This window comes from Flavobacterium tyrosinilyticum (assembly GCF_023656565.1).
Lineage (GTDB): Bacteria > Bacteroidota > Bacteroidia > Flavobacteriales > Flavobacteriaceae > Flavobacterium > Flavobacterium tyrosinilyticum.
The window spans coordinates 183,328-198,223 of sequence record NZ_JAMOKG010000001.1; the positions used below are offsets into that span (position 1 = coordinate 183,328).

The following is a 14,896-nucleotide window of genomic DNA, read 5'->3' on the forward strand; positions in this document are numbered from 1 at the left end:
TCAAGTTTCAAGTTTCAAGTTTCAAGTTTTGTAAAACGCAAAGTTCGCAAAGCTATCTATTGATAAAGCTTTGCGAACTTTGTAAATTGTAAATGCAAACTACAAAAAACTTAGCGTGCCTTGCGGTTAAATTTACTCGTCAAGATGAAACTTGAAACCTGAAACAAAAAAATTAAGCATTCAACCCATCAATCTCTTCTGAAACCACTTCCCAGTCAATTAATAATTGCTCCAAATCTTCTTTCTTTTTGTTGTAAGCAGTAAAGAATGAGGCATCTTCGATATGTTTGTCGTAATTAGTTTCTAACATCTTATCGTCGTGCTGAATTTGCTTTTCTAGTTGCTGAATCTGGCTTTCGATTTTGCTTAATTTGTTCTGAAGGGCTTTTCCTTTCTTCTGATCTTCATAAGATACTTTGGCAACCTCCTTCTCTTTTGGAGTCGTTGCTTTTACAACATCTTTTTTCTCAACCTCGCGCATGTTTTCCAAATTGCGCTGTTCTAAGAAAAAGTTGATATCTCCTAAATATTCTTTAATCTTCTGATCTTTAAATTCGTAAACAATATTTGACATTCCTTGAAGGAAATCCCTGTCGTGAGAAACTAATAATAAAGTTCCGCCAAATTTTTGAAGAGCAGCTTTCAAAACGTTTTTAGATTTAATATCTAAGTGGTTCGTAGGCTCATCCATCAGCAAGACGTTAATTGGCTGCAACAACAATTTACAAAGTGCCAAACGGTTACGTTCACCCCCAGAAAGTACTTTCACTTTTTTCTCCACATCATCTCCACGAAATAAAAACGAACCTAACATATCACGTACTTTCATACGATTTGTATCAGTTGCTGCATCTTCCATAGTTTGAAGCAAAGTAATTTCTCCGTCTAAATATTCAGCCTGATTTTGAGCAAAATATCCTAACTGAACATTGTGTCCTAATTTGATATTTCCTTCATATTCAAATTCGTTTACAAGAGCCTTGATGAAAGTCGATTTTCCTTGTCCGTTTTGTCCAACAAAAGCAATCTTACTTCCTCTTTCAACCAGTAAACTTATATCTTTAAGAATCGTTTTGTCTCCGTAAGATTTTGTTACGTGTTCAGCTTCAATAACAACTTTCCCTGGTTCTTTTGAAACTGGAAACGAGATATTCATTACTGAGTTATCATCTTCGTCAACTTCGATTCTTTCTACTTTATCTAACTTTTTAATCAGCGATTGCGCCATTGAAGCTTTTGAAGCCTTTGCACGAAATTTCTCGATTAATTTTTCTGTTTCTTCAATCTTTTTCTGCTGATTCTTTTGAGTCGCCAATTGCTTTTCGCGAATTTCATGACGTAACTCTAAATATTGAGAATATGGCTTATTAAAATCGTATGCTTTTCCTAACGAAATTTCAATTGTTCTATTGGTAACATTATCTAAGAACATTTTATCGTGCGATACAATTACCACAACTCCAGGATAATTACGAAGGAAATTCTCTAACCAAATGATACTTTCGATATCTAAGTGGTTGGTTGGCTCATCCAGAAGCAATACATCGTTGGATTGTAATAATAATTTAGCCAATTCGATACGCATTCTCCATCCTCCGGAGAAGGTTTCAGTTTGATTATTAAAAACTTCTCTTTTAAAACCAAGACCTAAAAGAATTTTCTCTGTGTCTCCTACATAATTATAACCTCCAAGAAGTTCAAAACGATGTGTGTAATCAGATAAATCTTCAATGATTTGTCCGTATTCTTCACTTTCATAATCGGTTCTGGTAACCAATTGATGATTGATTTCTTCCAGCTTTTTCTCTACAACTTTAATCTCTGTAAAAGCTTCATACGCTTCTTCCAAAACGGTTCTTCCTTGTTCAAAATCAATATCCTGACGTAGAAAACCCATTCTGATATCTTTCTCTTGCGAAATAACTCCTGAGTCTGGTTTAAAATCTCCTGCCAGCATTTTTAGCATTGTAGATTTACCCGCTCCGTTTTTACCAACAAGACCTACGCGGTCGCCAGCCCCTAAACGGAAAGTTACTTCTTCAAATAAATAGGTTCCTCCAAAAGAAACAGAAAGATTGTGTATATTAAGCATAATTTGAGCAAAAACTAAAGGCTGTGAAAAACCTTTATTTTATTAATAAAAAACAAACTGTAAATAAACCTTTGGCATTTACAATTTTGAAAGTGCAAAAGTATAACTTTTAATTGAAGTTTTTGTACTGAAAAACAATCGCTTTTACAATATTCTAAACAAAAAACGGATTGAAAATTCAATGTGATTTTCAATCCGTTTTTTAAAATTTAAATTATTGAATACTTTTTTAAGCTTCTTTAGGCTCTGGCATTAAGATCGAAGCTAAAACAGAAATTAAAAGTACACCTCCAATTACTAATAAAGAATAAATAGATTCAATATGGTAGAATGGAGAAATAATCATTTTTATTCCGATAAATGACAAAATAATAGCTAGACCGTATTGTAATTTACTAAACAAGTGAATAAAGTTGTCTAACAAGAAAAACAATGCTCTAAGCCCTAAAATCGCAAAAATGTTAGAGGTATAAAGAATAAATGGATCATTTGAAATTGCGAAAATTGCTGGAATAGAATCTACTGCGAACAATAAATCTGTAAATTCAATTACGGCTACAACTACTAAAAGTGGAGTTGCTAATTTTTTACCATTTTCGTATGTAAAGAATTTATCTCCGTCATACTTATCGCTAACTTTAAAGAACTTTCTAATCAATCTTGCTCCTCTTGTGTTGTTGAAATCTTCATCTTCGTCATCGTCTCCAGAAGACCAAGATTTGATACCTGCGTATACAAGAAACAATCCAAAAGCAGTCATAATCAAGTTAATATCATACTTAAATCCTTCTAACCCTGCCAGACTTAAAAGCTTGTTTAAATACGTCAATTCGATTAAGAAAGCACCAGAGAAAATAAAGATTGCTCTTAAAACTAATGCTCCGATGATTCCCCAAAATAACACCTTGTGTTTGTTCTGATTCGCAACATCAAAAAATTTAAATACTAATATGAATACAAAAAGGTTATCAACAGAAAGCGCTTTTTCGATCCAATATGCCGATTGAAATTCATAGAATTTAGCCGCACCTGCAAAATAGTACACTAAACCACTAAAGATCATGGCTAAACTGATCCAAACTAATGACCATGTTATCGCTTCTTTATTTGTTACGACGTGACTTTTTTTGTTGAAGATTCCTAAATCTAGCAACAGCATAATAACTACTGCAACCGCAAAAACAATAATTAAACCGGGATGTTCCGAAAAGATTGGGTGTTGATTCATTTTTAGATATTAATTAGGTTAATTTTTTAAATTATGTATTGGCCATTGTTACCATAATGACTCTTCCGCCCTCTTCGTTAGAAAGCAGTATTTTTTTTCCGTGCGTAAGTTCTACCATTGTACCAATTGGAACTTCTTTGTCTTCGGTTAAATCTTTTAGCGAAGTCAGTTTTTGATTGACCAAAACCCACTTCCCATTAAAAAAAGTAAAGTAACCAACAGGCACTTTTTGCTGCGGTGTTAATTTCTCATTTCTGGCAATATTACGATTAACATGCCATTGAAACAAATATTGATCATTATAAACCATCAATCTATGATTCTCGGGCTTCCAAGTGGTTTCTTGAAACTGATAATACAGGTCTAGAACAGGAAGTGTTCCTTGATGTGGAGTACCACAGAAAGGACATTTTGGAGTATTGGTATTATCAAAAACATACCATTTTTGGTCGCATGTCGGATTATGACATTTCTGCATTAAATCGGTTGTTTTTAACAATGCTATTTCCCATTCTTCTGCATTTGGTCTTTGCATCGGATTGTGTAATCCGTCTATAAAAACTTTATCAAACAAAGTCTTTAAATAAGGCCCTGTGATGCTATAAGGCAATTTTGCAATATCTGCCCAAGGCAAATCCCACTTCGAAACTTGATTTAATTTTGGTCTGTTTGTGGCATCGGTTGGATGTTCGATAAACATCGCTTTCTCGCCCATTGACAACAAATCGTCTTTTTCGGTATCCAAATCATGGACTTTTCCTCCTTTTAACGGATGTCTATGCAATAGAAACATATAAATCAAAACCGGAAGTGCATGCAAATCAGTTAATCTGTTTGGTAATTTTCTGTTCGGGTCATTTTTATCTAAATGTTTGCTAGAAAGTACTTCTGGCGCTATAAATTCAGCTGTTCCAATTACTTCTGCAGGAAATAATCCCGGAACAACTAATCCGTCCAAATCTATCATACAAGCCGATCTTTCTATCGGATCGATCAACACATTATTATACGATAAATCAGAGTGTGCCAATCCCATGGCGTGCATTTTTTTTACGCCTCTAGAAAGATTTACGCAAACCTGAAAATAGCTTAACCAATCGCCCAATTCAGAATTTGCAACACGTAACGGAAAATGCGGGTTTCTAAATTTTGGTCCTGCAAACCATTTTCCGTTCTTTTCTTTTCCTTGAATTAATTCACTGGTTTGATATCCCTTTTTAAAGAAGAATTTTGGCTTATAAACAGGGACAATAATTCCCGTTAAACCATTGTATTCAATAACGTCCGTTGGCCATCTGAAAACTTCATTTAAATAATAATCTCCAGCTTCTCCATTTTGAATTTGAGAATAGTATTTATTGGTAATTTTTTGAAGTCTTTCTTTCTGATTGAAGTCTAATTTATCTCTAAAAATGGCGACTACATATTTTCTGTCGGGACTAAAATAAACATCTTTTACACCACCGCGCATGGGTTCTCCGTTATCAACAAATTGATACGTTTTTGTAGTGTCGTTTATTGATTTTACTGTAACTGTACTCATATTAGTAAATTATAGCAAGAGTTCTGTCATCATGATTTCCTGGACTCCAAAAGTCCATCCAAGTTGAAAGTTGCGCTGCAATATCTGCATTTTCATCTTCAAAATCAACTTTAGATCCGTCTTCATTTTTGCCATGTAAATCAGACAGAAACTCATTCCATTTTTCTATTTTTTCCAAATTGGCTTCGACCACAAATTTAGGATCGTAAATTCCATCTGTCATCAGCATTAAATAAGAGAAATCGTCTACCAATTTAAAGCCAAAACGCGAAGAAAGTTTATCGCTTTGAAAAATTTCAGGCATGGTAATAAATCGTGTTCCACCTCCAAATTCGCCGACATCGATAACATTCATCAATGTAATTTCGGTTAAATCTTTATTTAGCAAACCAATAGGACAATCGCCAACTCCAAAAGTTAAAATGGCGTATCCGAAATCATATTTTTTAACTAATGCGAAAATTAAAGTCGCATGAAATTTTTTCAGTTCTTCGTTATTTGCCGTTGCAAATTCTTCAATTTTCTGATTTACAAAATGAGCCGCTTTTGATAATATATTATAACCAAAATGACTTATTTTTTTTGATGAATCTGAATCTGTTTTATTATAATGATGAAGTAAAATCTCGTCAAATTCTTTTAAATTTTCTTTATCTAGATTTTCTTCGAAATACTCAATTAAAGTATCGCAAGCTAATTTTGAACCTTTTCTCGACAAAGCTGCCGAACCCGCTCCATCTGAAACAGCCAAAACGCTCCAGCCATTTGTATCAAAATTTTTGAATGCAAAATCGTCTTCTCTAAAAGAGCCCACATTAGCATGACTTCTTCCTCGTTTTGAAGCCACAACAATTTTTTTATCTAAAAAAGTACTCGCAACCGCAACATTATCTTCTTTAGCAAAAGGAGCATTTTTATCACTTTCGATATTTTTCCAAAGTGATTTCGGATCAGGATTTATAATTATGGTAAAAACCTTTTCATTTAAAGGCGCTTCTTCCGATTCTCCATCAATTTTAAAAAGCATTTTTATTTTTAAATCCCCGCTTATTTTCGGATTTCCAGAAAGCGCTTCTTCTTCGCGATCAAATGAAAGTCCGGTTTCTTCTAAATTTTCCATTTCGTACGCAATAATATCATCCCAGCCCAATTGCACGAAATCAATTTTTGCTTGGTATGCTTTATTTACAGTACCGTTTGGCAGAAAAACAGATTGATTCGTAATATCATCTATTCGATTTATTAAGTTCCAATTTTGCATGATCATCTGCTGTTTTTCTTTTATTGTTTTTACTGCTGCAATATTGTTTTCACTAGAAATAAAATCTTCAAAAAGCGATTGTTTGCCTTTTGGAATATCGATTTTATTCTGGAATAAAAAAGACTGAAGATATCTTTTGGTCTCTTCCATATGTATTATCCTTGCGTTCTGTTTACATCAAAACCACCTTCGCCATAACCGTAAGATCCTTGATTGTTACACCACGGGCATGTACTAATTTGCTCGTCGCCAATACAATGTATTTTTTCGCAAACACAAACTGCAAATGCAATTTGATTGCCGCAACATGGACAAGTTGGTGCACCAAACAATTCTTCTGTATTTACTTTTGTATTGAAATTACTAGTATCAGCCAATTCAAAATAATTATTGTCAACTTGATAAGCGCCAACTAATTTGTAATTTTTTGAAGCCAATTCGATTCCTGCATAAATAGATGGCGCAATATTTTTGCGGTATTTCATCAAATATGGTCTTTTGGTATTTTGACATTTTCCGCTCAAAACCACATAATTATCATCTACATATTGTTTGTTTGGCTCTTCTTTTGTCAAGTCAATTTTAGAAAGTGTTTCTCCGTCTAATTTTGCCAATTCAAATCCAGATGAATTATTTTCTACACTAATACTGCTGGTTTTAATAGAATCTGTAACCCATTTAAAAAACTCTTTGTACGATTGTACATTGGTGTTTTTAAAGTGAAGTACGTTTTCTGTCAGCTGCCCTAATAGTTTTGTATCAGTTTCGTTTCCAAATGAAACCGCAATTAAATTTGCTGTTCGCTGCCAATTATTTTTCCATTCGTTTATTGCCGCCTGCGTATCGTCTGTCGGAACTCCGTCGGTAAATAAGAAAACAATTGGTTTCCAGTCTCCTTTTACTTCATAAGTCGTTTTTACAATATTATTTCTTAATTCAAACATTAAATGACCTAAACCTTTACTAAGCGATGTCCCGCTTCCGATTGGAAATCTAGGCGGATAAAAACTCACTATTTCCTGCAAAGGCACTAAAGTTTTTGGCTGTCCAGCAAATACAATTATAGAAACATAAACGGTTTCTAAAGCATGCGGATCTGTTTTTAATGCCTGAATAATAGTAGCCAAACCCTCTTCAACTTGCTGAATAGGTTCTCCAACCATTGATTCTGAAATATCAATTAAAAAATATATTGGTAATCTTCTCATTTTAAAGGAATTTTAATAGCATTAAAAAAATAAATAAAAGGATAATTTGTGTCATATCAACTGCCAATCCAACGCCGACTTGAGCAGGTTTTACAAATGTTTTCAGAAAATTTAATATGGGGGAAAATATACTATTGAAAAAATCAAAATACGATTTAAACTGAGGATGAAGCTTATCTTTATATGGCAATAATTTGGAATAAAAAAATAATGCAATAATCAGAATTTCAATAAGAATTTTAATTGTATACATTATGAAAGTGCCTTGATTATCTCGCTCGCTATTTCCTTAAAAGCCTCTCTTTCTGCGGTATTTTTAGTTGGATAGCCGTAAACTGCTATTCCGTTATTTGGTTCCATATAATTTATAGAGAAACAAGCGCCATAACATTTATTTCCTCCATTTAAAGGTATATCATGTTTCACTTTTAGATAAGCACAACTTCTTCTAACAATAACATCGTGGATAATAAAATCCTTTTTCATGTAATTCTGCTTTAAGATCTGCTCTACATTTTTAATATTGAAATTTTCAATACCTGTTGTCCCGTAACACATATTGATATTATCTATATTCATGGTGTCTAATATCTCATCTGAAGTTTGCTCTAAATTTTCAAGCTCATTTTCTTTTCCTTCATAATAAGCTTCATCCACTGCTGTGGCAACATGTATAAGCACTTTTGAAAATGTAAATAGCATATCAAGCATTTTTTTTTAAAATTAAATCACAACTGTTATTTCGCTTGGCGGTGGCGGAAGTGTTACACTTTCTCCAGTTCCTTGGCTTTTATTACCTTGTTCGATAGTTTCAGAAACCCATTTAAAAAATTGCTTTAAAGTCGAACTATCAGCAGAATCTAAATGCACAACATTATCTGTAAGCTCTTTCAAAATACTGTCGTTCGCCATATGTCCGGCCGCACAACCTACAACTGCACCAAAATTTAAAGCTTTTATTTCTTGAATTTTCTCTCTGTAGAATTGTATATCTGATGGTTTTCCGTCTGTAAAAACAAATAATAATGGTTTCCAGTCGCCTTTTAAAGTTGCAGATCCTTTTATTACTTCTGTTTTTACTTTCTGAATTACAAAATCTAAACCTGCGCCCGTATTGGTCGGACCACTTTGCGGACAAGTTATTTCAGGAAGCTGAAAATGAACCAATTCGGTTAAGGGTACAATTTCTTTTACTTCTCTGTCGTAGGTTATAATACTAATCCAAAGAGAATCTAATGCCTGGGCGTCTGAACGCAATGTATTAATCATACCGCTCAAAGCATTATTCAAAGCCTGAATTGGCTCTCCGTACATTGAACCCGAAGTATCTAGCAAAAAATATACTGGTAGTCTTCTCATAATAATTTTTAAAAACTAATAAAACAATGAATTCGTGAACTATTAATTAGACGGTATAGCCCCGCCTTTTACTGAATTTAAACCACAATGTTTAATTCAGATGGTGGCGGAGGTAATTCTTTTACATTGGTAAATTCTCTGCCTAAATCTTCAATTTTTGTAGAAGTTACACCAATTGAAGCTGTTACCCATTGAAAAAACTTGCCAATACTAGCACTATCTGCATTTTCTAAACTTACTACAGTATCTGTAATTTGTTTTAGAACATTGGTATCTGCACCGCCTCCCGCTGCACAAGCAACCGTAAAAGCTGTTTTTACTTTTCTAAATTCTGCCAGACCGCTTTCCCAATTATCTGTCGGAATTCCATCAGTCATAATAAAAACCAATGGTTTCCAATCGCCTTTTTGTTCTGTTGTTGTTTTGGCAACTTCCGTTTCTATTTTCTGCGCGGTCAATCTTAAAGCATCACCCAAAGCCGTAACTCCAGTCGCTTTTAAATCAACCATTTGAAAAGATGCCAAATCCGTCAAAGGAATAATTTGCTGCGCCGTAGTGTCAAAAGTAATGACGCTTAAAAAAGCAGTTTCTATGGCTTGCGGATTTTGTCGCAACGAACTGATCATCATTTGTACGCCGTTTTTAACAGCTTCAATAGGTTCGCCAGTCATTGAACCAGATGTGTCTAAAAGTAAATATACAGGCAGTCTTCTCATGATATAACGATTTATACAGGAATAATATAGGTTGGAGTTTCAAAAGCGCTATAAATATTAGAGCTTCTTTTTAAAGTCGCTACTAAAAATGAAATAATGCATGAAAATATTACAAGTTTCTCAGCTTGATCATCAGAGATATATCACCTGAGAAACTGTAATCTATTAATGTTTTCAATTTATAGGTAAGATTGTACTATTTTATGAATAGTCTGTCCTAAAAAAGTATCGTCTGTTGGATCTCCAATTGCGCTGAATTTCCATTCTCCATTACGTTTGTACAATTTACCCATAATGATAGAACGCTTGTTTACATATTGACGGTCTGCGGCTACATTATACGAAGCAAATTCAGAAACTACTTTGGTTGGAGTTCCTTCATACATTCTAATTTTTGCATAAGGAATTTGAGAAAAGTCTTCTTTTCCTGCATTATTCAAAAAGAAAAATATCTGATTTACTTTGGCATCAACTTTTGAAAGGTCAACTGTAATAATTTCATTATCCAAACCATCGTCACCGCCTGTATCACCTGCAAGGTCATCACCAGTATGTTTCAATGCACCATCTACACTTATCAATTTACCTTTTGGCAAACCAAATTGTTGTAAAACCTCTACTCTGTAAAGTGGGGAATACAAATGATCGCATAGTTTGTTTTGATCGTCGATTAATACACAGCTTAAATCTAAATCAATATCCACTACATTTTTTGATAATCCTAAAAAGCCTTTTGTTTCAATAGCTCCCCAGTTTACTCCAACACAAAAGTTGGTTAATGTTTCACCACTAGTTTTTCTTAAATCAATTTTTTGACCTTTGGTTAAGTTAATTGCCATTTGAGTTAATATTTTAAAATTAATTATATTTATTTAAGTAATCTTGTAAACCGCCTTTCATTCCAATACCAACAGCTTCAAATTTCCACTCTTCATTTCTTTTGTAAATTCTACCAAATTCTACGGCCGTTTCTATAGAAAAATCTTCGTCAAGTTCATATTTTACTAACTCAACATTAGATTGATCTAAAATTCTAATAAATGAATTTCTAACTTGTCCAAAATTTTGTCTTTTTGTATCTGCATGATGAATGGTAACCACAAAACAGATTTCGTGAACTTCTGGAGAAATTTTCGATAAGTCGATGTATACTTTTTCATCATCGCCGTCACCATCTCCTGTTAAGTTATCACCTGCATGCGTAACTGCTTGATCTGGAGATTTTAAATTATTGTAATAAATAAAATGATTGTCATTTGGAATTTTTCCATTTGCACCAACTAAAAAAACTGAAGCATCCAAATCAAAACTTGATCCTGTGTTGCTTGAATTACTATCCCATCCTAATCCAACAGTAAATTTTGGAGCATCGATACTTTGTCTTTGTCCTTTTTCTAAGTTAATTGCCATTTTATTTTTTTAATTAATATTAATATTCAACATTGTTTTTAAAATATTAGTCTGTTCGTCAACATTCTGTAATTCATCCAGAAAATCGACAGACGAAATTTTTTCTAGATATTCATTTAGCACTTCTAAAACACTTTCAGGCAGTGTTGTTTTTATCGTACTAAGTTCATTTTTTAGGTCCGCATTTTTATTTTTCAGCCCTTTTATAATAACTTGTTTAGAAGAATCATTTTTAGAAAGATCAATTCCTTTTACAGCTTCTTCATTTAAGAAATAGAATGATTTTTCGTTAGCAACAAAAACAAATTTGTCATTAGAATCCCTGAATTCATAAACTTCTATAATCTCATTATTACAAACTAATCCGCAACAAAATTTGATCTTAAAACCTAAAATATTTAGTCGTCCTAAAAGCTTTCTTTCAAATCGTGCGTGTGCATTTTCATATACACTTTTATTAAACTGCGAAAGCTTCTCGTATTGATCAATAGTAATTTCTCTATAATATTCTGCTTGAATGCTTTGTGAGAAAGTCAACAAATCATTCCAATTAAAAAAAACATCTTTTTCTGTGACAAACAATTGATAGAGTTCTTCTATCTTTCTTGACATATTTTGAGCATGAAGCTGCAGTTGTTTTGCAAGCTTTGTCTCCCCGATTTCCGATTTTAATTTTGCTAAAATATCTTCGTTAATGTAAATCTCATCTGAAATTAAAACATACTGCTGTTCTTTTGATTTTTTTAGTTTTTGAAACAAATCAATTAAACTGTTAGTATATTGAATATGAAAAAGTTCCAATTTATTAATATCTAAAATTCTATTTTGTTCGAAGAGTTTATGAATGATTTTTGTTCGTACCAAAACTCCAACAAGATCCTTGTGATTAAAGAAATTGGCTAACAATTCTAAAACCACTAATTTTCTATTACTCTCTTTTATTATTTCAAGATATCTTTCCTCTTCCTCCTGCATTTATTTAATTTCCAAACATTCAATTTTTATTAATCTTAGCTTACAACGCCTTTTTTCAATTCTTGTTCTAGACTTTGTAAACCGGCATCAAGTTGTCTTCTGGTTTCTGCACCTTGCTCATGAATTTGCTTCACTTCTGTCAAAGTATCAATCAAAGATTTTGTTGTCATCTTAAGTGTTTCAAGAGAAACGACTGTATTTTCGTTTTCTTTAGCCACTTCAATACTATTTTGTTTCAGCATTTCAGCGTTTTTCTGTAAAATAGTATTTGTTGTTTCTGATACTTTTCTTTGTACTTCTATATTTTGTTTTTGTCTTTGAAGTGCTACCGCAAGTGTAAGCTGGTTTTTCCAAACTGGCATTGTTGTAGTCAGTATAGACTGTGCTTTTTCTGCAATAGAAGTGTTATTGTTTTGCACCACTCTAATTTGTGCCAAAGACTGAAGCATGATAAAACGTACAATCTTCATATCAGCAAGACGTTTATCTAAGCGATTGATGAAAGTTCTTTTATCTGATATTTGATAATCCTGATATTGAGCGCTATTTGCTTCCATTACAGCAAGCTCTTCGTTTAATTCTTTAAAACGAATTTGTCCTGCAATAATGTGTTTTTCCATTTCTTTGATAAGATTCACATTGCCATCAAACATAGTTTGAAGTGCGCTGTTATCTTTCACAGAATTAATCATTCCTGCTTTTACCTTATTACTGATTTTATCAATATTTACAGTAATTCTGTCGTATTCCTGGAATAACTTTTTTACATCAATAATAAACTTATTAAGCAATGGAATTTTTGAAATGAATCTTTTAAACGGACTTTGATTTAACTGTTCAACGTCTATATAATTCAATTCAGTCAATAAATCATTAATCAAACCTCCTACTTCGCCAGAATTATAAGTTCTTACATTCGTTAAGAAATTATCGCTTTGTTTAGCAATAGAATTTTGAATTTCGGCGCCATAATTCAGAATAGAATTGGCGTCATTTTCATTCAATTGATTCGAAATGCTTTTATAACTATTTACTTCTGCTTCTGTAATTGAAGCTAAGTTTACATTTCCATCTTTATCAATCAAAGCAGTATTCTCCTGAGTAACTAATTGATTTTCCATGATTTTTATAAGTGATTCTGTTGAATTGTAACAATAGTTTGTTCTAATTTTTTATCGCTTGTTGGTACTCCAACTGCATTAAATTTCCATTCGTCATTTCTTTTATAAAAAACACCTAAAATCATGGATACGTTTCCAGCAAAGGAAGCATCATTTGCAACATCGTAACGTGCAAATTCTTGAGTTACTCTAGTTGGAGTACCTTCGTATATTCTGATAGATGCGAAAGGAATATCTTTAAAATCCTGACCTCTAAAACTGTTTATAAAAAACGCAACATGACTTGCAGAAGGCGTTAACTGAGAAAAATCTAAAGTAATAACTTCATTATCCAATCCGTCGTCACCATTTAAATCTCCTGTTAAATCATCTCCACTGTGTTTAATTGCACGATCATTAGAAATTAATTTTCTAAAGTTTACCGAATCAATATGATTTTTCTTGTCGTCATAAACAGCACAGCTAGCATCTAGATCTACTGCTTCTTTTTTTGTACCAAAAAAACCTTTTTTCTCGATTGCTCCCCAATTCACACCTACACAGATGTTTACTAGTTTTGAGCCATTGCTTTTTTCAAGATTAATACGTTGTCCTTTTTCTAAATTAATTGCCATATCTTAGTTATATTTATTTAAATAATCTTCCAATCCGCCTTTCATTCCAACACCCATTGCCTCAAATTTCCACTGTCCATCTTTATTGTAAATTCTTCCAAATTCAACTGCAGTTTCGATAGAGAAATCTTCTTCCAATTCGTATTTAACCATTTCTGTATTGTTAGAATCATCTACAATACGAATAAATGAATTACGCACTTGTCCAAAATTCTGTCTTCTTTCTTGAGCATCATGAATTGTAACCACGATACAAACTTCTTTTACAGCGGGATTTATTTTAGTTAAATCTATTTTAATTTGCTCATCATCACCGTCTCCATCCCCTGTTAAATTATCTCCTGTGTGAATAACAGATTCGTCTGGAGCTTTTAGATTATTGTAAAAGATAAAATGAGAATCGGATAATATTTTTCCGTTAGCACCAACAATAAAAGCCGAAGCATCAAGATCAAAACTAGAACCTGTACTGCTGTTGTTTGTATCCCATCCTAGACCAATTGTAAATTTTGGTGCATTAATATTTTCTCTTTGTCCTTTCTGTAAATTAATAGCCATAATCTAATCTATTTTTATTACGTTAATATTGTTTTGATATTCTAAAATCTGATGATAATTATTACTAATTGCAAGATGAAATAATTCGTTACTTTTTTTTCTAGAAATATTAGAAATTAAATAAGCAAATTGTTTGTCATCAAGGCTTAATATATATTTTACGATTCTCGTATTGTATTGAAAATCTTCACTATTTACAATAGAGACAATATCTTCTACGTTTTTAACCGCAAAATAATTGTAATGATTTTCTATTTTCGGATGAATCTCTTTATTAGTCAATTCTGCGTAGTAAACAAATAGAAAATCTCCTTTCACATTATACTGATCCAAAATTTTATTTACTGTATGCTCGTGACTACCTGTTATTTTAATATCGTCTACAAAAATGCATAGTTTGCCTTCAATAAAATTACGATCGATGTAATACGTATCATTCGATATTAATTTTACTCTTTGTTCAAAATCTAAATTTCCGTAATCTGTTACGTAAGTTTGATTTCTATAAATTTTAGATTCAATACAAGCTTTTTTCCCATTTTTAAACAAATAGCTGTTTAGCTCTTTTTTAAAATAATAGCACAAAAAGTTGGATGCAGTTGGAATAGACAAATAAGGACTTGGTAAAATAACAATGTCTTTATTTGATAAAATTAAATCTTTATGTTGAGCAACAAATCCGTCGAAAAGATCTTCTGCAAATTTCTCTGCAAAAAACTTATCTCCAAACTTAAATCGGCTGTATTCTGCCTCTTCAAAAGGACAGATTTCTTCTTCAGCAATTTTATGTAAACTATAGCTTATATTCACT

Annotated in this window: 15 protein-coding genes; all 15 read right to left on the bottom strand. The window is 32.5% G+C overall.

Annotated elements, in window-relative coordinates; genetic code table 11:
* Positions 1–172: 172 nt before the first annotated feature.
* On the bottom strand, positions 173–2,092 hold the full coding sequence (locus NCC77_RS00800) for an ABC-F family ATP-binding cassette domain-containing protein (RefSeq protein ID WP_250833959.1): 1,920 nt from the start codon (positions 2,090–2,092) through the stop codon (positions 173–175).
* A 229-nt stretch (positions 2,093–2,321) separates the two neighbouring features.
* Positions 2,322–3,320: a TerC/Alx family metal homeostasis membrane protein gene (locus tag NCC77_RS00805; protein WP_250833960.1), complete on the bottom strand. Its 999-nt coding sequence runs from the start codon at positions 3,318–3,320 to the stop codon at positions 2,322–2,324.
* A gap of 31 nt (positions 3,321–3,351) precedes the next feature.
* Positions 3,352–4,863 carry a helix-hairpin-helix domain-containing protein gene (locus NCC77_RS00810; RefSeq protein WP_250833961.1) on the bottom strand — a complete coding sequence of 504 codons (1,512 nt, stop codon included), beginning with the start codon at positions 4,861–4,863 and terminating at the stop codon, positions 3,352–3,354.
* Position 4,864: 1 nt separating this feature from the next.
* Positions 4,865–6,274, bottom strand: a complete 1,410-nt coding sequence (locus NCC77_RS00815) for a PP2C family serine/threonine-protein phosphatase (protein ID WP_250833962.1) — start codon at positions 6,272–6,274, stop codon at positions 4,865–4,867.
* A gap of 5 nt (positions 6,275–6,279) precedes the next feature.
* Positions 6,280–7,332, bottom strand: a complete 1,053-nt coding sequence (locus NCC77_RS00820; RefSeq protein WP_250833963.1) for a TerY-C metal binding domain-containing protein — start codon at positions 7,330–7,332, stop codon at positions 6,280–6,282.
* 252 nt (positions 7,333–7,584) lie between these two features.
* Positions 7,585–8,043 (bottom strand): hypothetical protein, encoded by a 459-nt coding sequence (locus NCC77_RS00825; protein ID WP_250833964.1) that lies wholly within the window; start codon positions 8,041–8,043, stop codon positions 7,585–7,587.
* Between the two features lie 12 nt (positions 8,044–8,055).
* Positions 8,056–8,691, bottom strand: a complete 636-nt coding sequence (locus NCC77_RS00830) for a vWA domain-containing protein (RefSeq protein WP_095928647.1) — start codon at positions 8,689–8,691, stop codon at positions 8,056–8,058.
* 77 nt (positions 8,692–8,768) lie between these two features.
* Positions 8,769–9,407 carry a vWA domain-containing protein gene (locus tag NCC77_RS00835; RefSeq protein ID WP_250833965.1) on the bottom strand — a complete coding sequence of 213 codons (639 nt, stop codon included), beginning with the start codon at positions 9,405–9,407 and terminating at the stop codon, positions 8,769–8,771.
* Positions 9,408–9,586: 179 nt separating this feature from the next.
* Complete coding sequence (locus NCC77_RS00840; RefSeq protein WP_095928645.1) at positions 9,587–10,246, bottom strand: TerD family protein; 660 nt, start codon at positions 10,244–10,246, stop codon at positions 9,587–9,589.
* Between the two features lie 19 nt (positions 10,247–10,265).
* Positions 10,266–10,817, bottom strand: coding sequence for a TerD family protein (locus NCC77_RS00845; RefSeq protein WP_250833966.1), 552 nt, complete (start codon positions 10,815–10,817; stop codon positions 10,266–10,268).
* 9 nt (positions 10,818–10,826) lie between these two features.
* Positions 10,827–11,792, bottom strand: a complete 966-nt coding sequence (locus tag NCC77_RS00850; protein ID WP_250833967.1) for a hypothetical protein — start codon at positions 11,790–11,792, stop codon at positions 10,827–10,829.
* Positions 11,793–11,827: 35 nt separating this feature from the next.
* Positions 11,828–12,913, bottom strand: coding sequence for a toxic anion resistance protein (locus NCC77_RS00855; RefSeq protein ID WP_250833968.1), 1,086 nt, complete (start codon positions 12,911–12,913; stop codon positions 11,828–11,830).
* Between the two features lie 5 nt (positions 12,914–12,918).
* The gene (locus NCC77_RS00860) at positions 12,919–13,527 is read right to left on the bottom strand and encodes a TerD family protein (RefSeq protein ID WP_095928641.1); all 609 of its coding nucleotides are present in this window, start codon (positions 13,525–13,527) and stop codon (positions 12,919–12,921) included.
* A gap of 3 nt (positions 13,528–13,530) precedes the next feature.
* Positions 13,531–14,085 (bottom strand): TerD family protein, encoded by a 555-nt coding sequence (locus NCC77_RS00865; protein ID WP_095928640.1) that lies wholly within the window; start codon positions 14,083–14,085, stop codon positions 13,531–13,533.
* A 3-nt stretch (positions 14,086–14,088) separates the two neighbouring features.
* A complete protein-coding gene (locus NCC77_RS00870; protein ID WP_250833969.1) occupies positions 14,089–14,895 on the bottom strand; it encodes a phosphoribosyltransferase family protein in 807 nt (268 codons plus the stop codon).
* Position 14,896 lies beyond the last annotated feature (1 nt).